The following is a 22,465-nucleotide window of genomic DNA, read 5'->3' on the forward strand; positions in this document are numbered from 1 at the left end:
GAACTTCATGAATCGACCCGTGTTGCCTGACCGGCCATCACCGAGGGATGCGACTTGCCGATCCGCCGGCGTGATTGGAACACCGCCCGGTCCGGATCGCGGTTCGGGTTGCTCTTCTTGAGGATTTCCCGGAACTCGTCGCGCCGTTCATGGATCGAGGCGATCACCAGTCCCATCGGAACCCCGATATCGCTCAGAACCGCCTCGCTCAGCTGCAGGGACGCCTCGATGGTCTCCGGAACGGCATCGTCGACGCCGAGTTCGTAGAGCTGGGTGGCGTGGCGGGCGTCGCGGGCGCGGGCCACGATGGTGATTTCGGTGCATTCCTGCCGTGCAGCGGACACGACCGCCTCGATGGAACTCAGGGTGTCGAGGGTGATGACCAACGCCACCGCCCGGTCGATGCCGCAGGCCCGCAGGAATTCAGGGTAGGATCCGTCGCCGTAATAGACCGGCTTGCCGGCCCGTCGCTCCGCCGCCACGCGGGCCGGGTCCAGGTCGATCGCGAGATAGGGCACCTTGTGGCGTTCGAGCATCTCGCCGACGAGCTGCCCGACCCGTCCGTACCCGGCGATGATGACGCGCCCGACCTCGTCGGCGGGTGGGGCGATGGTGGCGAGGGGATCGAGCGGCCGGCGAACCTCGAGCTTGCGGCTCAGGCGCTGCCCCAGACGGGCCAGGAGGGGGATCGCCACCATGGTGAGGGTCGTCACGAGAAGAAGGTTCTGGCCGATGCCGCCCGGCACGAGCCCGGCGATCATCGCCGCGCCGAGGATCACCAGGGCGAACTCGCCGCCGGGGCCGAGGAGAAGCCCCGTCTCGGCGGCCTCCGCCGTGTTGAGGCCGAAGTGGCGGCCGAGCGCCACGATGGTCATGCCCTTGATGATCACGACCGTGGCCGCGAGCGAAAGGATCAGCAGCGGCGCTTCGAGAAAGCGGAACAGGTCGAGGCTCATGCCGACCGACACGAAGAAAACCCCGAGAAGCAGCCCCTTGAAGGGCTGGATCGTCACATCGACCGCGCGGCGGTATTCCGTCTCGGACAGGAGGATGCCGGCGATGAAGGCGCCGAGGGCCATCGAAAGTCCGCTGACGGCCGCGATCAGGCTCGTCACCATTACGACGAGCAGGCATGCCGCCATGAAGAGCTCGGGGCTCTTCGTGGCCGAGACGAGCTGAAAGAACGGCCGGAGGATGATGCGGCCGAGGCCGATGATCAGAACCAGCGCAATGCCTGCCTGCGCCAGCAGGATGGCAAAGGACGAAAGAGTCACGTCGGGTTTGCTCGTATCGAGCACCGCGATGGTGAACAGGATCGGCGCCACGAGGAGATCCTGGAACAGCAGGGCCGAGAAGCTGGCGCGCCCGGCCGCCGTATTGAGCCGTTTCTGCTCCGCCAGAACCGGGATCACGATGGCCGTCGACGACAGGGCCAAGGCCAGGCCGACCACCGTCGCCGCCGTGATCGTGTCGACGGTCTTGAACGCGTAGAAAGCCAGGCCGAGGGTGAAGGCTCCGAGAAGGACCTGAAGGGAGCCGAACCCGAAGACGAGCCGCCGCAGGGTGCGAAGGCGCTGCCAGGACAGCTCGATGCCGATGGTGAACAGAAGGAAGACCACGCCGAACTCGGCCAGCCGGGAGGTTCCCTCCGGATTGGTGAAGGTCAGCCAGTCGACCCAGGGGTAGTTCGGGATGAGCCGCCCAAGGCCATAGGGTCCCAGCAACGCGCCTGCGGCCAGAAACCCCAGCACCGGGCTGATCCTGAGCCGGTGAAACAGAGGGACGACGATGCCTGCCGTTGCCAGAAAAAGAATGGGTTCCTGATAGGCGTACAGGTCTATCGCTGCGGCCATTGCTTCCTTCCGGTCAGAGGTATTGTCCTTCTAGGGGCAAGTGGTGCGCAAGGGGTTAATGCTGTCCAAGGTGGAATGGTGGGCGCGACATGAACGCATGGCGGAGGATGGAGGTCATCCGTGGCGTTCCCTCACCGTCACGGCCGTCCCCGGACTTGATCCGGGGATCGGTCCCGGCCATCCCGATGATGAAAAGCGCCGCACCGCACCGAAGCGGGATCACCGGCACAAGGCCGGTGATGACGTGAGAGAGCCGGTTACCCGCAGGCCCCACTGATGGCTTCCATTCCCCTTCGCTTCAGTCGGGAATGACACGCAGAGGCTCGCCGCCTAGTCCAACGTCGCCAAGGCCTGGGCCAGATCGGCCACCAGGTCGTCCGGATGCTCGATGCCGATGGAGACGCGGATCGTCGCGTCGGAGACGCCGAGACGGTCGCGGGTGGCCTTGGGCACGCCGGAATGGGTTGTGGAGGCCGGGTGCGAGATCAGCGATTCCGTACCGCCCAGGCTCACCGCCAGCTTGAAGACCTGGAGCGCGTTGAGCACGCGGAAGGCTTCCGGTTCGCCGCCCTTCACGTCGAAGGAGAAGGTGGAGCCGGGGGCGTCGGACTGAGCCTCGTAAACCTCCTTCGCCCGGGAGCCTTCCGGCAGATAGGCGAGGTGGTGCACCTTCACGACGCTCGGATGCTCGGACAGGAACTGCGCGACGATCTCCGCATTGCGGTTGGCCGCGTTCATGCGCAGGGCCAGGGTCTCGAGCGAGCGCCCGAGCATCCAGCAGGAATGGGGATCGAGCTGGGTGCCGATGGCCGAGCGCAGGAGGCGCACCGTCTTCATCAGCTCCTTGGAACCCAGCGCCGCGCCGGCGATCAGGTCCGAGTGGCCGCCCACATATTTCGTCAGCGAATAGACCGAGATGTCCGCCCCGTCCTTGAGCGGCTTCTGGAAGAGGGGGCCGAGCAGGGTGTTGTCGCAGACGATCACCGGGCGATGCCCCTGCGCCTCGCCGATCTCGTCCGCGATGGTCCGCATGAGCGCGATATCCACCAGGGTGTTGAGCGGGTTCGAGGGCGTCTCGACCATGATGACCGAGACGCGGCCCTTGCCTTGGGCCTCCTTGGCCGCCGCGCGGATGCCGGCTTCATCCACGCCGTCGCCGAAGCCGGCGGCGCCGATGTTCATGTTGGCCAGCGTCTTGGCGATCAGGGTCTCGGTGCCGCCGTAGAGCGGCTGCGAGTGGAGAATCACGTCGCCGGGCCGGGCGAAGGCCAAGATCGTCGTCGCGATGGCCGACATGCCTGAGGAGAAGAGGAGACCTGCCTCCGCCTCCTCGAAGATGGCGAGCCGATCTTCGACGATCTCGGAATTGGGGTGGTTGAAGCGGGAATAGACGAGGCCCGCGGCCTCTCCCTGAGGCGGCTCGCGGCGGCCGGCCACGTAATCGAAGAATTCCTTGCCGTGCTCGGCGCTGTTGAACACGAAGGTCGAGGTCAGGAAGACCGGAGGCTTCACCGCACCCTCCGACAGGGTCGGGTCGTAGCCATAGCCCAGCATCAGGGTCTCGGGCTTCAGCTTGTGATTGCCGATTCGGTCCTTGTGGTAGCGGTTATTGGCCATAAGTCATTGTCCTCCCGGTTTGTTTGTCATGGGCTTATCCTATGAAGGCGATTGCCGAAAGGCACGGGCCGGTTTTCTTGCCGGGTGCATCGCTCAGCGGGGAAAACCGGGTCCACTTTTTCGCGCGATGCGCTAGGGTCTGGCTGAAATCAAGGAATGGTGGGAATGGCGCGTTTTGCCGGAACTGAATCATATGTGGCCACCGAGGACCTCACGGTCGCGGTCAACGCCGCGATCACCCTGGAGCGCCCGCTCCTGGTGAAGGGTGAGCCCGGAACCGGCAAATCGGTTCTGGCGGAGGAGATCGCCCGTTCCTTGAACGCCCCGCTCCTGACCTGGCACATCAAGTCGACCACCAAGGCCCAACAGGGGCTTTACGAGTACGATGCGGTCTCCCGCCTGCGCGACAGCCAGCTCGGCGACAGCCGCGTGTCCGACATCCGCCATTACATCAAGCGCGGAAAGCTGTGGGAGGCCTTCGCCTCCGAGACCCGGCCCGTGCTGCTGATCGACGAGATCGACAAGGCCGACATCGAGTTCCCCAACGACCTGCTGCTCGAACTCGATCGCATGGAATTCTTCGTCTACGAGACGGGCGAGACGGTGAAGGCCGCCCGGCGCCCCATCGTCATCATCACGTCCAACAACGAGAAGGAACTGCCGGACGCGTTCCTGCGCCGCTGCTTCTTCCACTACATCAAGTTCCCCGACGCCGACACCATGGCCCGGATCGTCGAGGTGCATTATCCCGGCATCAAGCACCGGCTCGTGGAGGAGGCCCTCAAGATCTTCTTCGACGTGCGCGAAGTGCCGGGCCTGCGCAAGAAGCCGTCCACCTCGGAGCTGCTCGACTGGCTCAAGCTCCTGCTCTCAGAGGATATAGGCCCCGAAAACCTGCGCGAGCGCGACACCCGCAAGCTCATTCCGCCGCTCCATGGGGCGCTGCTGAAGAACGAGCAGGACGTGAGCCTGTTCGAGAAGCTGGCCTTCATCGCGAGAAGGGAAGGGCGCTGATGCTTCGCCTTCTGCTTCTGCGCCACGCCAAGGCTGCCTGGCCTTCAGGCACCCTCGACCTCGACCGACCCCTTGCCAAGCGGGGGCAGGAGGCCTCCCTCGTCATGGGGAATTACCTGAAGAGCGAGCGGCTCGAGCCGGATCTCGTCGTCATCTCGCCGGCGCGGAGGACGCAGGAGACCTGGGAACGGGTCCAGCCTTTCCTCGGCGAGATCGAGGCACGCCGGGACGGGCGGATTTACGAGGCTCCCGTCGGCCGGCTTCTGGACGTCTTGCGCGAAATCGGGCCTGAAACCCGCACCCTTCTGGTGATCGGCCACAATCCGGGCTTCGAGGAACTCGCGAAGCTCCTCATCGGCGAGGGCGACATGGATGGGATCCTGCGGCTCGGCCAGAAATATCCGACCGCCGGTCTCGCGGTGATCGATTTTTCCCTGGAGGACTGGGCCGATGTCGCTCACAAGTCCGGACGGCTCGAACGGTTCGTGACGCCGAAGTCCCTGGGGAGCGGCGAGGACGATTAGAGCATTTTCCGGCGAAGTGGGTCCGGTTTCCCGTAGCGCCGATTTTGGTTCGCTCCGAGACGAACACGGTCCTCGATGGTCGTTCCCCCGTCGTCACCGGTCTTGTGCCGGTGATCCCGATGGATCGAAGCGCCGCGCCTCACCGGACCGGGATGGCCGGCACGAGGCCGGCCATGACGACAGGAGTCGTGGTGCGACTGGAAGATGGAAAACACTGGATGAGCCGCAGCCTCTCAGTCCCCACTCCCACGTCATCACCGGGCTTGTCCCGGTGATGACGTGGGAGTGGGTTTAAGATCTTCTTCGAGAACATCGCGCGGAGTCAGGGGCCGCACGATGCACTAGGCATCTCCCGGCCGCGGAAGATCCAGGTACAGCAACTCCTCGTCGTGGAAGACGTCACCGACCCTGATCGCCTTGCGCTCGATGCCGTAAGGCTTGAAGCCGAGACCGTGATAGGTGCGCCGCGCGCTCTCGTTCGTCATGCCCACGGCCGCCTCGAGCATGATCACATGTCGGGAGGCGTGGTCGATCACATGCTGGACCAGGGCTCTCCCGACACGCTGCTTCCGCCATTCCGGCTTCACGAAGACGCCCCACATCACGCCCTTGTGGCGGGTCTTCAGCCGCTCATAGACGGCAAAGCCCGCCATGCCGACGAGATCCGTGCGGGCGAAGGCGCCGAAGATTGCGTTCGGAGCGGATGAGGGCATGCGGGCCTCGATCGTCTCGAGGGCAATCGGCGCCTCTTCCTCGTAGCTGGAGCCGAAGGCGTCCGGACTGCTTCTCAAAGCTTCCAGCCTCAGATCCTGATAGGCTTGCGCGTCCGATGGCTGCAGAGGTCGGATCTGTATGGTGGCGGACATGGGTTCCTGCCGGGCGATTGCGTCGGAGCGATCAAAGCAAAAGACGTCAAATCCTGGAAGAGGACCAGCGTACCCGGCCTTGAGACTGAACCTATCGGTCCTACCATCGTTCTGCCTGAAAGCTTTTCCATTGTTCTCGGCCGAAGCGGGGGCTGATCTCCAACATGATGCCTCAGACGATTGTGATGCTCGCCCTCGCGGTGCGCGCGCTCCTGCCGGGCGATGCTCACGAGACAGGTGAAGCCTCGACGCAGCCCGCTCAGGACGCGCAGGCCCTGCAGGCCCGTTACGAGCCGGAAAGCCGCGAGGTCAGCAACTGGCGCCGGGAGGCCATGGATGCCCTGGAGCCGAAGCCGGTCGTCGCGATGGCAGCCCTGTTCAAGGCCGAGCGTCCGTTCGTGACCCGCTGCGTGAAGCTCAACAACTACTGGTGCATCAAGAGCGCCCGCTGGAACGGCGAACTCGCAACGGACGGCGAGGGCCATGTGGGTTTCGCCTCCGCCGACCATGGGGCCGATGCGGCCGCCACCCTATTGCGGCGCTATTACCTCGAGTTCAACCGCAAGTCCGCCCTCGACATCGTCCGCCGCTGGGCCCCCGCCGAATGCAATGTCGCCACGGGGATCGGCGGCATGGCGATGCTGGCCGTGAGGGGGATCGGCGGGACGGTGCGGGCGCAGTATCTCGCGTCGCGCAGGAAGAAGGGCGGGGCGGTGCGGTACACGGCGAAGGCCGGTCCTGGCGGCAAGCCGGGGCGTGTCTCCATCGTGATCCCGATGGCGCCGAAGACCCCGCAATTCCGGGTGCCGAGCATCGCCGAAGGCATGGGCGAGAAACCGAAGCCATCGAGGCCGCAGGCGGTCGCCCGCCGCAGGCCGGTGAAGGAACCGGCGGTCGCCGCCCCGGCGCCCTCCAAGCCCGCCGCGAAGGTTCAGGTGGCCACCGCCTGTCCGTCCGAACTGCAGCGCCACCGCAACTATGCGAGCCGGATGGTCGAGGGCCTCGGGCTGAGCCCGACCGACGATCTCAAGCTGTTTGCCGACGACGGCACGCCTCAGCCCAACCTGACCCATGTGATGCTGGCCATGTCGTCCTTCGAGCTGGGAGCCCTGCGTGCCAGCTCCGATCTGGTGGAGGAGGCCATCGAGCGGGCCGCCGCCAGGTTGAAGGACGGGGTGAGGACCCAAGAGAGGAAAGCGGACCTCTCTCAGGTGCCGGCACCGCGTGTGGAGCGTTGAAGCCGACTTGCACGTTAGGACTGCAAGCCCCACCTTCGAGCTTGGCTTGAGAGCAGTAGGTTCATCTTCGTGTCCGTTATCACCGATTTCGCCTCCCGCGCGGGTTCTGCCGCGCAATCGCTCTGGGAGGCCTCCGGCCAGCTGATCCAGCCCTCCCTCCGCCTCGGTGTCACGGGGCTCGCCCGTTCCGGCAAGACCGTGTTCACCACTGCCCTCGTGCATCATCTTACGCGCGGCACGAACCTTCCGGCGTTCCGGGCTTCTGCCGAGGGCCGCATCCGGCGGGCGCATCTGGCGCACCAGCCGGACGATGCGGTGCCGCGCTTTCCCTACGAGGAGCACATGGCGGCGCTCACCGAGAGCCGCCGCTGGCCGCAATCCACGAACCGGATCAGCGAGTTGCGGGTGGATGTTGAATACGAGCGCAAGTCGGGTTGGCGCACGGGGCCGGCCTCGCTTGCCCTCGATATCGTGGATTATCCCGGGGAATGGCTGCTCGACCTCGCGCTTCTCGATGCCGGCTATGCGGAATGGTCCCGCCAGACCATCGAAGCAAGCCGCAAGCGCGACCGGGCGGCCACGGCAGGATCCTGGCACGAGACGCTGAAAATCCTCGATCCTGCAGGGTCTTCCGACGAGATGCTCGCATCGAAGGCGAGCGAAGCCTTCAAGGATTATCTCACCGCCCTGCGCGCAGGCTCCGAGGCCGTTGCGACCACGCCGCCGGGGCGGTTCCTCATGCCGGGCGATCTCGCGGGCTCGCCCGCGCTCACCTTCGCGCCCCTCGACCTCCCTCAGGGGCAGCCGATCGCCCCGGGCAGTTTCGCGGCTCTCATGGAGAGGCGCTTCGAGGCCTACAAGACCCACGTCGTCCGGCCGTTCTTCCGCGATCATTTCCAGCGGATCGACCGACAGATCGTGCTGGTTGACGTGCTCGCCGCCATCGACGCCGGGCCGGTGGCCCTCGCCGAACTGGAAGACGCTCTCGACCAGGTGCTCATGGCCTTCCGGATCGGGCGCAACACGCTCCTGTCCCGCCTGTTCTCGCCGCGCGCCGACCGGGTCCTGTTCGCGGCCACCAAGGCCGATCACATCCACCATACGGACCACGACCGGCTGGATGCGATCCTGCGCCTTCTCGTGAACCGGGCCTCGCGCCGGACCGAGGCCGCCGGTGCGCGGGTCGGAACGGTGGCGCTTGCCTCCGTGCGCGCCACGCGGGAGACGAGCATCCGCGAAGGCCGCGAGACCCTGCGCGCCGTGGCGGGCATTCCCGAGGCGGGGGAGCGGGTCGGGGACGACATCTTCGACGGCGAGACCGAGGCCGCGATCTTCCCGGGCGAGTTGCCGGAGACGGCGGAGGCCGTGTTCCAGGGAGCCATTCCGCCGGGCTCCTTCCGGTTCCCGCGCTTCCGTCCGCCGAAACTGCCGGTCGATGCGGCGGGCCGCACGGCCAAGATGCCCCATATCCGCCTCGACCGGGCCCTTGAATTCCTGCTGGGGGATCGCTTCGCATGAGCCGCCAACCTCGCGCCTATCGTCTCGACGACCCGAACGTCACGGCCGGCGCCGTGCAGGTGACCGAGGAGCCCTTCGACGCCATCGAGGCCGCCGACGGCATCGTGGTGCCCATGGGCGAGAAACGCCGTGCGCCCTGGCTCGGCATCCTGCTCTCCGCGTTGTCGGGCCTCCTCCTGCTGGGGCTCGGGCTCGCGGTCGAGAACCTGATCGTCGATCTCTATGCCATTGCGCCCTGGCTCGGCTGGGTGGCCCTGGGGCTCGCTGTCCTGGCCCTCCTGGCTTTTCTCGCCATCATCGGTCGCGAGGTGTCGGGGATCTGGCGCGAGCAGAAGATCGAGAGCCTGCGCGAGGCGGCCATCGACGCGCTCGCGGTCAAGGACCACAGGGCGGCAAAGGGCATCGTCTCCGAGCTCCTGAACCTTTATGGCGGCCGCGCGTCGGCAGCCCAGGGAAGCACCCGCCTGCGGGGCCTTACCGACGAGATCATCGATGCCGACGACCGTCTCGCCATTGCCGAGCGCGAGTTGCTGGCGCCCCTCGATCTCCAGGCCAAGCGGGCGATCGCCGGTGCGGCGAAGCAGGTCTCCCTCGTGACGGCGGTGAGCCCCCGGGCCATCGTCGACGTGGCGTTCGTGATCTTCGTGGCGGTCAGGCTCCTGCGGACGCTCGCCCGGATCTATGGCGGCAGGCCGGGCCTGTTCGGATTTCTGCGGCTGGCCAAGGCCGCCTTCAACCACCTCGCGGTGACGGGAGGCATGGCCGTGGGCGACAGCCTCATGCAGCAGGTTCTGGGCTTGGGCCTGGCCGCCCGGATCTCGGCCAAGCTCGGGGAGGGGGTCCTGAACGGGCTCATGACCGCCCGGTTCGGCCTCGCGGCGCTCTCCGTCTGCCGTCCGCTCCCCTTCATTCGCGAGGAGGCGCCCAAGATCGGCGATGTGGCCGGCGAACTGATCAGCCGGGCCGAGGCGGCAGCCTCGTAAAGGTGCGGCAAATCGTTCAGGCCCGATCTTTCCAAGGCTCAAAAGAGGGACCTTGGCCACTTAGACAAATCGATGACACTTAATGTCGTTGTCGCCGACCCTGCTTGCCTATATAGGGGCGCCACGGTTCATCGGGGAAGAACGGCTGAACATGACAGATATCGTGATTGATGAGGGTTATCGTCCGACAGAAGACGAGCCCTTCATGAATGAACGGCAGAGGGAGTATTTCAGGCGCAAGCTGATCCGTTGGAAGCACGACATCCTCAAAGAGGCTCAGGAAACTCTCGCCACCTTGCAGAGCGAGAACGAGAACCATCCTGACCTTGCGGATCGCGCCTCCTCGGAAACGGATCGCGCCATCGAGCTTCGCGCCAGGGATCGCCAGCGCAAGCTCATCGCCAAGATCGATGCCGCTCTCTCGCGGATCGAGGACGGCTCTTATGGCTATTGCGAGGAGACTGGGGATCCGATCTCCCTCAAGCGCCTGGAGGCGCGGCCCATCGCGACGCTTTCGCTGGAGGCGCAGGAGCGTCACGAGCGAAACGAGCGCGTCTATCGGGACGACTGATCGCTCCTGCCACTAACCTACCATCAAATCGAAAGGGCTCCGCAAGCGGAGCCCTTTTCCGTTCGCCTTGAGATCGCTGAGGTGCCTCAGCCCTTCTTGCTCGGATCGAGCGGACGTCCGAGAAGGCGGGCGAACTCCGCCTCGATATCGTCGACGGAGAACGGGTCCGTCGGCTTCTGAGCTGCCCCAGGCGCTTCCTTGGCCTGAGGCGGCAGCGGAGCCGTCACGAGGGGGGAAGGCGGCACAGGACGGATGGGCTCCGGGGCGGGAGCGAGCCTGGCTGGCGGGGTGGCCTCCGGCTCCTCTGCAGGTTTCTCTTCGTCCCGCGGCTCATCCAAGACGGCGACATGCTCCGCATCCGCCTGAGTCGGCTCGAGAATCTCCTCCTCGTCCCTGACATCATCAGGTTCTGACGGGGCTGCGGCAGGGGGCGGAGCGGTCGGGGAAACGGCGGGAGGAGGAACCGGGATCGCCGGACGCTTCAGTGCCTCTTCGAGCTGCTTTGCCATATCCGACAGGAGACCCGCATCCGGTGCTGGCCGATCCGACGGAGCCGGTCTTTCTACCAGTGTAGGCTCAGGCTCCCGGACCGGTTCAGGCTGCACCGGGGGGGCGGGAGGAACCGGGGTTGGACGGGACTGAAACGGCGGAGGCGTGAAGGCCGGGCGCGGCTCTGGACGCTCCACCACGGGCGCGGATGGGGCGTTTCGCGGAGCATCCTGGAAAGAGGGTGTCCTCGCCTCGGCACGCAGGCCCTGGATGGCCGGAGCGGCCGAGACCGCAACGGCGTCAGGCTTCAGCACGGGTTCGGGATGGGACGGAACCGGGGCGCTCACCGTGGCGACAGGTGCGAGCTCCTGATCGATGTCCGACTCTTCGGAGGGGCGTCGCACGAAGGCGCCGAGCTGGGCCGCGAGCTGGCTTTCGATGGACGGGCGACCATTGGACTCGACATGCGGGGGACGGGGAGCCTGATCCAATGTCGGCTCGAAGCGCTCCACACCCGTGTCGTTAGACGGAGCGGGAATGCGAGCGCCGGCGACGCGAACGATGTTGGTCTCGATCACCACGTCATTGGGGCCGCCGATGAGAAGAAGGTGCTCGACGTTGTCGCGCCGCAGAAGAAGAAGCTGTCGTTGCCGGTCGAGATCGTAGACATCGACGATGCCGAGCCGCGGCTGTCGGCTGCCGCGGCCGCGATCGCTGCCCGGCATCATCAGGCGGGCGCCTGTCAGCTTGCGGAAGACTACACCGAAGAGCACGAGCAGGATCAGAATGATCGCGAATGCAATCGCGAATTGGACTGCTCGTGACGCTTCGATACCGAAAAGAGATGACACGATGTACTCTCAAGTGTTTGCAGGCCTATGCAGGCCAGTTCTGTGGTGGTTGTACCACATTGACCGTCAAAGCCAGCGACAAGGTTAACAGATGGTTAACGCATGCTGGGTTCTGAGGGCGGGCATGTGGATGAGGATCGGTCCTCAACAATGGGACCAAAATGGGTCTGTTCGCACTTTCATCAAGGAAAATAGGGATTTCCTATGACGAAATCGTTCTGCAATGGCTCTACTTACGCAGTTGAGGCCTTGCATCGGCTCATGGCTCCGCCTTAGAGGTCGATCAATAATTTACGTGTAAGATGAGTGACAAAGATCGAGCGGCTGGCTGCAACGTTGCAGCCGGTGCTGTAAGGCACACCCGCCTCCGTTGAGGATGTTGACATTCCATGGCTTACGAGGGCGACACGCCGAAGGGCTCGGCCATCGACCGTTCTGACCGTCACGGCCATATCGGATGGGTCCTGCTTCTGGCCGGCGTCTTGGTCGGCGCGACCTTGAGCCTGCGCTTTATCGGCATGGAGCAGACCCAGCCTCTGATCCTCGGGCTTCTCGCCTTCTTCGCCATGGCCGGCGTCTTCTTCCTTTTCGCCATGGCAATCGGCGTCGTTCAATTTTCCGGGCAGACAACACGCAACGATATCACCAAGCTTATGGCCGACACGTCGAGCGACGGGCTCGTGGTGATCGAGGCCGACGGGCGCATCACCTATGCCAACGAAGCCTATCTCCTGGTCGCCGGTTTGCAGGGTGGGGAAATGCGCCCCGTGGAGCGGCTGTTCATGGGCGCACCCGAGGTCTCGGAGGCGATCTACCGCCTGGCTCAGGCCGCACGCGAGCATCGCACGGGCACCGAGGAAATCCGCCTTTCCCCATCGTTGAACGGCGCTCAGGAATTCGGCTGGTATCGCGTGCGCGTGCGCCCTGTGCCGCGTCCCAACGGACGGCAGGCGGCGCTCTGGACCATCTCCGAGGTCACACATGAGCGCGAGCGCCAGGAGAACGTTTTCCAGGAACTCCAGCACGCCATCGATTATCTCGATCACGCCCCGGCGGGATTCCTGTCGGTCGATCCCGAGGGCTCGATCATCTACCTGAACGCAACCCTCGCCTCGTGGCTCGATTACGACCTCGCCCAAGTCGGCTCGGGAGGACTGAGCCTCACCGACATCGTGCCTCGAGACGTGGTGTCATTGATGACATCGTTCTCCGGTGAGCCGAGCAGCGTGCGAACGGAGACGTTCGATCTCGACCTGCGTCGCCGTAACGGCCAGTTTCTCCCGGTGCGCCTCTATCACCGCATCGCCTTCGGGCAGGACGGACGGATGGGCGCTTCCCGGACGCTCGTTCTCAACCGCTCGGCGGGAGGAGAGGTGGACGAGGGACAGCGCGCCGCCGAAGTGCGCTTTGCCCGGTTCTTCAACAACACTCCCATTGCCATCGCGACGGTCAATCAGGCTGGTCGTATCATCCATGCCAACGCACCCTTTTCCAAACTGTTCGGCACGGTGACGCGTGTGGTCGAGAGCGGGTCCAACGGAGCATCGATCCTCGACACGTTCCGTGAGCGCGGGCCCATCGAGGCTGCCCTCAGGGCGGCGGCGGACAACAAGGGAGACATTCCGCCTCTGGAACTCCAGACGGCAGGCGAAAGCGGCGGCTCCGTGCGGGTCTGGGTGACCCCGGTCGGGGATACGGGAGCGGAAGGCGAGACGGCCATTCTTTACGCCCTCGACACCACCGACTTCCGTAAAGTGGAGGAGCAGCTCGCCCAATCGCAGAAGATGAATGCGGTGGGGCAACTCGCCGGCGGCGTCGCGCACGACTTCAACAACGTGCTGCAGGCGATCATCGGCTACAGCGATCTGCTTCTTGCCAACCACCGGCCGACCGATCCGTCATTCCAGGACATCATGCAGATCAAGCAGAACGCGAATCGGGCCGCGAGCCTGGTGCGCCAGCTGCTCGCCTTCTCCCGCCGCCAGACTCTGCGGCCGGAGGTTCTGAACCTCAACGACCGGCTCTACGACCTCTCCATGCTGCTGAAGCGTCTGCTGGGCGAACGCGTGGAGCTGGATCTCAGCCACGGCCGGGACCTCTGGTTCGTGAAGGCGGACGTGAACCAGTTCGAGCAAGTGGTGGTGAACCTCGCCGTCAACGCGCGAGACGCCATGCCCAACGGCGGCAAGCTCGCGATCCGCACGGCGAATGTCTCGACAGCCGAAGCGGCCCGCCGCAACGTAAGCGCCATGCCGCCGGCCGATTACGTGGTAGTCGAGGTGTCCGATACGGGCTCGGGCATGACCGCGGAGGTTCTGGAAAAGATCTTCGAGCCCTTCTTCACCACCAAGGAAGTGGGCAAGGGTACGGGTTTAGGCCTCTCCACCGTCTTCGGCATCGTCAAGCAGTCGGGCGGCTATATCGACGTGAATTCGAAGCCCGGCGAGGGCACGACCTTCAGCATCTACCTGCCGCGCCACGTTCCGGACGTTCAGGAAGCCCCCGAGGAAGCGAAGGCCGACGTGCCGAAGAAGCCCGCCGCCGACATGACGGGGCAGGGCACCATCCTTCTCGTGGAGGACGAGGATCCGGTCCGCGCCGTCAATGCCCGGGCGCTCTCCGCCCGGGGTTACACGGTGCTGGAGGCCGAATCCGGCATCGCGGCACTGGAGATCATCCAGGAACGGGGCGCGCCCGTCGATCTCGTGGTCTCCGATGTGGTCATGCCGGAGATGGACGGACCGACCTTGCTCGGCGAGCTGCGCAAGCTCTACCCCGACCTGAAGGTGATTTTCGTCTCCGGTTACGCGGAAGAAGCCTTCCGTAAGAACCTGCCGGAAGGTGAGGATTTCAACTTCCTGCCCAAGCCCTTCAGCCTGCGTCAGCTGGTCGAGACCGTGAAGCAGGTGATAGGACAGTAAGTGGCTGATTTAACTGCATTTTAACCCTGCGGCATCGTGGCCCGTACGACTTCTGTGAATTCTCTGATGAGAACGAAAATAGAACTTGTGTGGGGGAACAAAGTGAGTACATATATTCTCTCAACACCGCGTTGAGATTCACTCCTCCTCCATGCCATAAGGATGTTAGGTCATGTCGCAGTCCTCCCTGAGACTGGTGGAAAGCTCATCAATGGATAAAGATAAATCGAAAGCTCTCGACGCGGCGCTCTCTCAGATCGAGCGTGCCTTCGGTAAGGGCTCGATCATGCGGCTCGGCAAGGGCCAGCAGCCAGTGGAAATCGAAACCGTTTCGACGGGTTCGCTCGGCCTCGATATCGCGCTCGGCGTAGGTGGTCTGCCCAGGGGCCGCATCATCGAGATTTACGGGCCGGAATCGTCCGGTAAGACCACGCTGGCGCTGCATACCATCGCCGAGGCCCAGAAGAAGGGCGGCGTCTGCGCTTTCGTGGACGCGGAACACGCGCTCGATCCCGTTTATGCCCGCAAGCTCGGCGTCAACTTGGACGATCTCCTGATCTCCCAGCCCGACACCGGCGAGCAGGCGCTCGAAATCGCCGACACGCTGGTGCGCTCCGGCGCGGTGGACGTGCTCGTCATCGACTCGGTGGCGGCCCTGACCCCGAAGGCTGAACTCGACGGCGAAATGGGTGAGGTCCAGCCGGGCCTTCAGGCTCGCCTCATGAGCCAAGCCCTGCGCAAGCTCACCGGTTCGATCTCGCGTTCGAACACGATGGTGATCTTCATCAACCAGATCCGCATGAAGATCGGCGTCATGTATGGTTCGCCTGAGACGACCACGGGCGGCAACGCGCTGAAGTTCTACGCCTCCGTGCGCCTCGACATCCGCCGCGTCTCGACCCTGAAGGATCGCGACGATCCGATCGGCAACCAGGTGCGGGTGAAGGTGGTCAAGAACAAGGTCGCTCCGCCCTTCAAGCAGGTCGAGTTCGACATCATGTTCGGCGAGGGCGTGTCCAAGGTGGGCGAGCTCATCGACCTCGGGGTCAAGGCCGGTATCGTCGACAAGTCCGGCGCCTGGTTCTCCTATGACAGCCAGCGTCTCGGCCAGGGCCGCGAGAATGCCAAGCAGTTCCTGCGCGACAACCCGGAGGTCGCAGACAAGATCGAAGGCCTCATCCGCCAGAATGCCGGCCTCCTGGCCGAACGTATCCTGGAGCAGGCGACCCCGACCGCCGACGACCTGGATGAAGGCTCTGCCGAGTGATGCATGGCCCGGGCTCAGCGCGACCCGATTAGCCGATAAGGCCATGCACAAAAGAGGTTTGCTCTCCTTCAAGGGCAAAGAGAGGCCGTCGCGAGAGATCGCGGCGGTCTTTTCGTTGTTCTCTCGACCAAATGTCGTCCCGGACGAAGCGAAGCGGAGATCCGGAATCGCCGGACAAGAATGGCGCTACCTTCTGCATCCGGTCCCGGATCGCCTGTCGGCGTCCCGGACGACGCAAAGGGATTAGACGACACGCCGCCTCGACAGCGCGGGCGCGGGCGGCTAAAACCGGCCACCACCAAGACCTTGATGGGCCTTTTGGCCCCTATCCCTGAGTTTGAGAACCCATGAGCGGCGTCAACGAAATCCGGTCGGCCTTCCTCGATTATTTTGCCAAGAACGGCCATGAGGTCGTGGCCTCGAGCCCCCTCGTGCCGCGCAACGATCCGACCCTGATGTTCACGAATGCCGGCATGGTGCAGTTCAAGAACGTCTTCACCGGCGTCGAGAAGCGGCCCTACAGCACCGCGACGACGTCGCAGAAATGCGTGCGCGCCGGCGGCAAGCACAACGATCTCGACAATGTGGGATACACGGCGCGCCACCACACCTTCTTCGAGATGCTGGGGAATTTCTCCTTCGGCGATTATTTCAAGGAGCGCGCCATCGAGCTCGCCTGGGGTCTGATCACCAAGGAGTTCGACCTGCCGAAGGACAAGCTCCTCGTCACAGTCTATCACGATGACGACGAGGCGGCGAACCTGTGGAAGAAGATCGCCGGCTTCTCGGATTCCAAGATCATCCGCATCCCGACCTCGGACAATTTCTGGCAGATGGGCGATACTGGCCCCTGTGGCCCGTGCTCGGAGATCTTCATCGACCAGGGCGAGAGCCTATGGGGCGGCCCTCCCGGCAGCCCGGAGGAGGACGGCGACCGGTTCCTCGAATTCTGGAACCTCGTCTTCATGCAATACGAGCAGATCGAGCCCGGCAACCGCATCGGCTTGCCCAGGCCCTCCATCGACACCGGAATGGGCCTGGAGCGCATCGCCGCGATCATGCAGGGCGTGCACTCGAACTACGACACGGACCTCTTCCGCACGCTCATCGAGGCGGTGGCGCATGCCACCGGCGTGGCGCCCGAGGGTGACCGCAAGGCCTCGCACCGGGTGATCGCCGATCACCTGCGCACCTCTTGCTTCCTTGTGGCCGACGGCGTGCTGCCGTCGAACGAGGGCCGCGGCTACGTGCTCCGCCGCATCATGCGCCGTGCCATGCGTCATGCGCAGCTTCTCGGCGCCAAGGACCCGCTCATGTACCGCCTCGTGCCCGCCCTGGTGCGCGAGATGGGTCAGGCCTATCCGGAGCTGATCCGCGCCGAGGCGCTCATCACCGAGACGCTGAAGCTGGAAGAGACCCGCTTCCGCAAGACTCTGGAGCGCGGCCTCTCGATTCTCGACGAGGAGACCCGTGCACTGACGAAGGGGCAGAACCTCTCCGGCGATACGGCTTTTACCCTCTACGACACTTATGGCTTCCCGCTCGATCTCACGCAGGACGCCTTGAAGCCCCGCGGCATCGGCGTCGACACGGATGCCTTCAACGCCGCCATGGAGCGCCAGCGCGAGAAGGCGCGGGCGGCCTGGTCCGGTTCGGGCGAGGCGGCGACGGAGACCGTGTGGTTCTCCGTCAAGGAACGCGCAGGCGCGACCGAGTTTCTGGGTTACGACACCGAAGCTGCTGAAGGCATCGTCCTGGCTCTCCTCAAGGACGGCCAGGAGGTGACGGAGCTCAAGGCCGGCGAGACTGGCCTCGTGGTCCTCAACCAGACCCCGTTCTATGGCGAATCCGGCGGTCAGGTCGGCGATACCGGCGTCATGCAGGGCGAGGGCGCCCGCGTGTTCGTGACCGGCACCGAGAAGAAGCTCGGCGACCTGTTCGTGCACCATGTCACCGTGGAGCACGGGTCCCTGAAGCTCAATCAGTCGCTGGAGCTGATCGTCGATCACGAGCGCCGCTTCGCGGTGCGCTCCAACCATTCGGCGACCCACCTCCTGCACGAGGCCCTTCGCCAGGTGCTCGGCGAACACGTGGCTCAGAAGGGCTCGCTGGTGGCGCCCGACCGCCTGCGTTTCGACTTCAGCCATCCCAAGCCGATCGAGGATGCGGAACTCGCCAAGGTCGAGGAAATCGCCAACAAGGTGCTGCTCCAGAACGAGCCGGTGGTCACCAAGCTCATGGCGGTGGACGAGGCCATCGAGTCCGGCGCCCGCGCCCTGTTCGGGGAGAAGTACGGCGACGAGGTCCGGGTCGTCTCCATGGGCAAGGGCGAGACCAACAAGACGTTCTCGGTGGAGCTCTGCGGCGGCACGCATGTGAACCGCACGGGCGATATCGGCGTCATTACCATCGTGGGCGAGAACGCGGTCGCTGCGGGCGTCCGCCGCGTCGAGGCCATGACGGGCGATGCCGCGCGCCGCTACCTTGCCGAGGAAAGCCGCAAGCTGCGTGAGGTTGCGGGTCTCCTGAAGACGCCGGTGGACGAAGTCTCCTCGCGCCTTACGGCCCTTCTGGAAGAGCGCCGCAAGTTGGAGCGCGATCTGGCAGAGGCCCGTCGCAAGCTCGCCATGGGTGGCGGCGCCAACGGTGGTGAAGATCCGGTCAAGGACGTCGCCGGCATCAAGCTCATGGCCCGCGCGGTCACCGGCGTCGAGATGAAGGACCTCAAGAGCCTCGCAGACGAGGGCAAGAAGCGCCTGGGCTCCGGGGTCGTCGCCATCGTCGGGGTGGCGGAAGACGGCAAGGCGGGCATCGTGGTCGGCGTCACGGACGACCTGACGGCGAAAGTGGATGCGGTCGCCCTCGTGCGCATCGGCTCGGAAAAGCTCGGGGGCAAGGGCGGCGGCGGACGCCGCGACATGGCCCAGGCCGGCGGCCCCGACGGAGCCCAGGCCGAAGCGGCGCTCGCCGCCATCGAGGCGGCTCTGGCGGCGGCCTGACACCAGTCTTCCCAACAGCGATCCCGGACGGCGAAAGCCGGTCCGGGATCGTCTGACGACAAGGGCACCGAGCCTGCCATTCTGCGGCAGATACCGATGCTTGGGCGAGGGGACTTAGTTTTTCGTGACTCTCCAGATCGTGTTCGACAGGTCGTCGGCGACGATCAAGGCTCCGCGCGGGTCCACGGTCACGCCGACTGGTCGCCCCCGCGTGTTGCCGTCGTCGACCAGGAAGCCGGACACGAAATCGATCGGTTCGCCGGCGGGCCGACCGTCACGGAATGGCACGAAGATCACCCGGTAGCCGACCGGCACGCTGCGGTTCCAGCTGCCATGCTCGCCGACAAACACACCCTCGGCGAAATCCACCCCCATGGCCGGGTCAGAGAAGGCCACGCCGAGCGCTGCCACATGTGATCCAAGACCGTAGTCCGGACGGATGGCCGCGGCGACTTTCTCGGGATCCTGGGGCTGTGCGCGTGGGTCGACATTCTGGCCCCAATAGCTGTAGGGCCACCCATAGAATCCGCCCTCACGTACGGAAGTCAGATAATCGGGCACGAGGTTGGGGCCGATCTCGTCCCGCTCGTTCACGACCGCCCAGAGTTGGCCCGTCCCCGGCTGGATGGCGAGAGCCGTGGGGTTGCGAAGGCCGGTCGCATAAGGCTTGTGCGCTCCCGTCTGTGCATCGATCTGCCAGACCATGGCCCGATCTTCCTCGGCGTCCATCCCGCGCTCGGTGATGTTGCTGTTGGAGCCGATGCCGACATAGAGAAAGCGCCCGTCCGCACTGGCGGTCATCGCCTTCGTCCAGTGATGGTTGATCACGGCTGGGAGATCCGCCACCTTCGTCGGCGGCCCGTTCGCCTGGGTCTGTCCGTTCTGATAGTCGAAGCGCACCAGCGCATCCTGATTGGCGACGTAGATGGCGCCGTTGACGAACGCGAGGCCATAGGGTGCGTTGAGGTTCTCGGCGAAGATGCCTTGCATCTCGTAGGTGCCGTCGCCATCGCCGTCACGCAGCAGCGTCAGCCGATTGCCGCCTTTCACGGAACTCTTGCCGAGGCTCTTGATGAAGCCCGCGATCAGGTCCTTCGGGCGCAGGGTAGGGGCGTTGCCGCCGGACCCCTCCGCAACCAGGATGTCCCCATTGGGAAGGACCAGGGTCTGACGCGGGATCTTGAGATCCGTGGCGATGGGTTGAATCTTGTATCCCTGCGGCACCTTCGGGAGATCGTTGCCCCAATTGGCCGGCCTCGGAATCTTCATGCTTGGCAACAGCCCGCGTTGCGGCTCGGGCAGGTTCGGGTTGGCGCCATATTGCGGCGGCTCGGGTTCGCTGCCGCAGGCGGAGAGGACGACGGCCAGGGCACCGATCAGAAGAAACGAGCGGATCATTTCATCTCTCCGGAACGAAACCCGGAATAACCGATCCAGGCTGCAACAAGGGCCAGCAGCGTCGTGATCGCCGAGAGATAGAGGCTCTCCGGCATGGTCGCCCAGGCATCCTTCGCGTGGACGAGGGCGTTGACGAAGCCGAGCCCCCACATGACGAGCAGCACGACAAAATACACGATCAGGCGCCCCTTGCTGGCCGGTCCTCTGCGAAAGAGGTTGATCAGGGCCCAAAGCACCGCGAAAGCGCCGACGAACAGACCGCCGGCGATGAGCCAGGATGAGAAATTCGCCCACTGCACGTGGAAGGTCGATCGATAGGCGAGATCGCTGAGCAGCGCGCCCAGGAACAAGGGAAGCGGAAAGGCCAGAAGGATGGCATGCAGGGGATGGAGCGGCCTCGGAGGACTTGAGCTGGAACCGGCAACCACAGCTTCTCCTCTCGTTCCTGGCACGACCTGCGCCCGCCAAAGGCGTCAACGGGTCAATGCATCAGAGATCGGTAGGTTTCGAAAACAGTCCCCTCCGATGCCGTTCCAGTGACCGCTCGATGCTCCGGATGCTGTGGATCATGACTCCCGGGACGTGGCCCGGGTTGGCGGAGAGGGCCCAAAATCCTCAGTCGTGGTCCGGGTGCTGCCGCGAGGCCATCTTCTTCAACTCCTCCGGAGAGGAACCGTCCTCTGTCCGTTCGCCGGGCAGGGTGTGCAGCATTTCGAACACCGGGATCCTGCTCTCGATCCCATACTGGACCTCGGGCCTGATACGGGCCGGATCGTCGAGGCTGCCGATCGACACGCTGATGCGGTCATTCTCCAGGTAGGAGTAGGTCAGCGGCGTGCCGCAGTCGCGGCAGAATCCGCGCTCCACGGCCTCCGAGCTCCGGAAGGTGCCGGGCTGTCCCTTCGTCCAGACCAGATCCTTGCGCGGCACCCCCGTGAGGGGCGCGAAGTAGTTGCCGAAGGCCTTCTGGCACATCCGGCAATGGCAGATGCTGGCATGGGTCGGTTCGGACAGGAGCGCGTAACGGATCGCGCCGCACTGGCAGCCGCCGGTCATGACTGACTCTGTGGCATGGGTCATGGTATATCCTCTGTCTCGATCGACCAGCTAGGTCCAGCGGCACCAGTGTCAACCGGGTCCGCCGAATCGGCTGGGCTGACACTGGCGGCTTTTGGCTATGATCCAGAATTTCATTCGCTTCTCAATCCTTTCGGAACGACCGAAGTGACCCGCGCGGACGATTCTGCTGAGGCTTCCGAAAGCCGTCCTTCACCGGCGCGCCGGCTACTCGTGATCCATAATCCGACGGCTGGGCGACGCCGGCGCCGGCATCTCGCAGCCGTCGTGAGCGAACTTGAGAAAGAAGGGGCCGAGGTCCAGCTGCAGGAAACGGCAAGGACCGGCGATGCCGAGCGCGCCGCACGGGATTGCGGTTCCGATTTCGACGTGGTGGCGGTGGCAGGCGGCGACGGAACGATCAACGAGGCGATCAACGGACTGATGGCGCGGGAGCGCTTGCCGCTGCCGGCGCTGGGAATCATCCCCATCGGCACCACCAATGTGCTGTCGCGGGACCTGCGAATTCCACGACAAGCCGATGCCCTGGCACGGCTTCTCACTCGTGGGAGAATCCTCGACATCCATGTCGGCTGCGCGAACGGGCGGTATTTCTCGCTCATGTGCGGGGTCGGAATGGATGCGCGGATCGTCAATCGCACGAGTCTTCGTCTGAAGAAAAAGATCGGCAAGCTGGCCTATGTCTTGCAGGGACTGCGCGAACTCGTGGCCGGGGTGCCGCACCGCTATCGGGTCGAGATCGATGGATCGGAGGTGGTGGACGCCAGCTCCGTCATCGTGGCGAAAAGCCGGTTCTACGGGGGCGAGTTTCTGCTTGCTCCGCAAGCCGCCATCGGCAGGCCCGATCTCCAGGTCTGTCTCTTCCTGCGTGGCGGACGATTGAGCACTCTCCTCTACATCGTCGGCATGGGGACGGGACATCTCGACCGGATCCCCGGCTATCGGACGGTCGTGGCCAAGAGGGTCCGCATCGCCGGCCACGACGGCGATCCAGTCCAGCTGGATGGCGACCCACGCGGTAGCCTTCCAATGGAGATCGGCCTGGGGGAGCGCCCGCTGCCGGTCGTCGCGCCGTAACGAACGGCAAAAGAAAACGGCCGGGGGAGCCCGGCCGTCACCATCGTGGTCGAATCTGGCAGAGCAGATCTTAAGCCGCCATTGCTTTTTTGAGGTTTTCGTCGATCTTGTCGAGGAAGCCGGTGGTGGAGAGCCACTTCTGCTCGGCGCCGACCAGGAGGGCGAGATCCTTGGTCATGAAGCCGGACTCGACCGTGTCGAC

General features: G+C 64.7%; 17 protein-coding genes and 1 pseudogene. 10 read left to right on the plus strand and 8 right to left on the minus strand.

What is annotated here, in order from left to right:
• Window positions 1–5 precede the first annotated feature (5 nt).
• Both KHP60_RS21290 and KHP60_RS21295 read right to left on the minus strand, forming a co-directional pair.
• Entirely contained in the window at window positions 6–1,853 is a 1,848-nt protein-coding gene (locus KHP60_RS21290; protein ID WP_213566303.1) for a cation:proton antiporter, read from the minus strand.
• 330 nt (window positions 1,854–2,183) lie between these two features.
• Window positions 2,184–3,470: a cystathionine gamma-synthase family protein gene (locus tag KHP60_RS21295; protein ID WP_213566304.1), complete on the minus strand. Its 1,287-nt coding sequence runs from the start codon at window positions 3,468–3,470 to the stop codon at window positions 2,184–2,186.
• Window positions 3,471–3,635: 165 nt separating this feature from the next.
• Here KHP60_RS21295 and KHP60_RS21300 point away from each other — a divergent pair, with 165 nt between their 5' ends.
• Both KHP60_RS21300 and KHP60_RS21305 read left to right on the plus strand, forming a co-directional pair.
• Window positions 3,636–4,484 carry a MoxR family ATPase gene (locus KHP60_RS21300; RefSeq protein WP_213566305.1) on the plus strand — a complete coding sequence of 283 codons (849 nt, stop codon included), beginning with the start codon at window positions 3,636–3,638 and terminating at the stop codon, window positions 4,482–4,484.
• Window positions 4,484–5,008 (plus strand): histidine phosphatase family protein, encoded by a 525-nt coding sequence (locus tag KHP60_RS21305; RefSeq protein WP_213566306.1) that lies wholly within the window; start codon window positions 4,484–4,486, stop codon window positions 5,006–5,008. The genes KHP60_RS21300 and KHP60_RS21305 overlap by 1 nt, the downstream gene beginning before the upstream one ends.
• Before the next feature lie 341 nt (window positions 5,009–5,349).
• On the opposite strand, the gene KHP60_RS21310 is transcribed toward KHP60_RS21305, so the two are convergent.
• Window positions 5,350–5,874, minus strand: a complete 525-nt coding sequence (locus tag KHP60_RS21310) for a GNAT family N-acetyltransferase (protein WP_213566307.1) — start codon at window positions 5,872–5,874, stop codon at window positions 5,350–5,352.
• 167 nt (window positions 5,875–6,041) lie between these two features.
• On the opposite strand from KHP60_RS21310, the gene KHP60_RS21315 reads away from it, so the two are divergent.
• The 4 genes from KHP60_RS21315 (at window position 6,042) to dksA (ending at window position 10,184) form a co-directional block, all read left to right on the plus strand.
• Window positions 6,042–7,112 (plus strand): hypothetical protein, encoded by a 1,071-nt coding sequence (locus KHP60_RS21315; RefSeq protein WP_213566308.1) that lies wholly within the window; start codon window positions 6,042–6,044, stop codon window positions 7,110–7,112.
• 69 nt (window positions 7,113–7,181) lie between these two features.
• Entirely contained in the window at window positions 7,182–8,630 is a 1,449-nt protein-coding gene (locus KHP60_RS21320) for a YcjX family protein (protein WP_213566309.1), read from the plus strand.
• Complete coding sequence (locus KHP60_RS21325) at window positions 8,627–9,613, plus strand: YcjF family protein (protein WP_213566310.1); 987 nt, start codon at window positions 8,627–8,629, stop codon at window positions 9,611–9,613. The genes KHP60_RS21320 and KHP60_RS21325 overlap by 4 nt, the downstream gene beginning before the upstream one ends.
• A 151-nt stretch (window positions 9,614–9,764) precedes the next feature.
• On the plus strand, window positions 9,765–10,184 hold the full coding sequence (gene dksA, locus KHP60_RS21330) for an RNA polymerase-binding protein DksA (RefSeq protein ID WP_152713637.1): 420 nt from the start codon (window positions 9,765–9,767) through the stop codon (window positions 10,182–10,184).
• 86 nt (window positions 10,185–10,270) lie between these two features.
• Here dksA and KHP60_RS21335 read toward each other — a convergent pair whose 3' ends face one another.
• The gene (locus KHP60_RS21335; protein ID WP_213566311.1) at window positions 10,271–11,524 is read right to left on the minus strand and encodes a hypothetical protein; all 1,254 of its coding nucleotides are present in this window, start codon (window positions 11,522–11,524) and stop codon (window positions 10,271–10,273) included.
• Between the two features lie 389 nt (window positions 11,525–11,913).
• Here KHP60_RS21335 and cckA point away from each other — a divergent pair, with 389 nt between their 5' ends.
• The 3 genes from cckA to alaS all read left to right on the plus strand — a co-directional run bounded on the left by cckA (window position 11,914) and on the right by alaS (window position 18,711).
• A complete protein-coding gene (gene cckA, locus KHP60_RS21340; RefSeq protein ID WP_213566312.1) occupies window positions 11,914–14,445 on the plus strand; it encodes a cell cycle histidine kinase CckA in 2,532 nt (843 codons plus the stop codon).
• Between the two features lie 172 nt (window positions 14,446–14,617).
• Entirely contained in the window at window positions 14,618–15,712 is a 1,095-nt protein-coding gene (recA, locus tag KHP60_RS21345; RefSeq protein WP_213566313.1) for a recombinase RecA, read from the plus strand.
• 347 nt (window positions 15,713–16,059) lie between these two features.
• On the plus strand, window positions 16,060–18,711 hold the full coding sequence (gene alaS, locus KHP60_RS21350; protein WP_213566314.1) for an alanine--tRNA ligase: 2,652 nt from the start codon (window positions 16,060–16,062) through the stop codon (window positions 18,709–18,711).
• Between the two features lie 114 nt (window positions 18,712–18,825).
• On the opposite strand, the gene KHP60_RS21355 is transcribed toward alaS, so the two are convergent.
• The 3 genes from KHP60_RS21355 to KHP60_RS21365 all read right to left on the minus strand — a co-directional run bounded on the left by KHP60_RS21355 (window position 18,826) and on the right by KHP60_RS21365 (window position 21,189).
• Window positions 18,826–20,109 carry a sorbosone dehydrogenase family protein gene (locus KHP60_RS21355; RefSeq protein ID WP_213566315.1) on the minus strand — a complete coding sequence of 428 codons (1,284 nt, stop codon included), beginning with the start codon at window positions 20,107–20,109 and terminating at the stop codon, window positions 18,826–18,828.
• Window positions 20,106–20,537 carry a DUF2231 domain-containing protein gene (locus tag KHP60_RS21360; protein ID WP_213566316.1) on the minus strand — a complete coding sequence of 144 codons (432 nt, stop codon included), beginning with the start codon at window positions 20,535–20,537 and terminating at the stop codon, window positions 20,106–20,108. Before KHP60_RS21360 ends, KHP60_RS21355 begins: the two co-directional genes overlap by 4 nt.
• Window positions 20,538–20,724: 187 nt before the next feature.
• On the minus strand, window positions 20,725–21,189 hold the full coding sequence (locus tag KHP60_RS21365) for a GFA family protein (RefSeq protein WP_213566317.1): 465 nt from the start codon (window positions 21,187–21,189) through the stop codon (window positions 20,725–20,727).
• Here KHP60_RS21365 and KHP60_RS21370 point away from each other — a divergent pair.
• Window positions 21,181–22,263, plus strand: a complete 1,083-nt coding sequence (locus KHP60_RS21370; protein ID WP_249688999.1) for a diacylglycerol kinase family protein — start codon at window positions 21,181–21,183, stop codon at window positions 22,261–22,263. The two genes, KHP60_RS21365 and KHP60_RS21370, sit on opposite strands and share 9 nt — an antisense overlap.
• Before the next feature lie 70 nt (window positions 22,264–22,333).
• Here the strand turns inward: KHP60_RS21370 and KHP60_RS21375 are convergent.
• Window positions 22,334–22,465 (minus strand): annotated as a pseudogene (locus KHP60_RS21375) (NADP-dependent isocitrate dehydrogenase); the annotation flags it as partial.

Origin of the sequence: Microvirga sp. 3-52, assembly GCF_018383585.1 — a bacterium.
Taxonomy (GTDB): Bacteria; Pseudomonadota; Alphaproteobacteria; order Rhizobiales; family Beijerinckiaceae; genus Microvirga.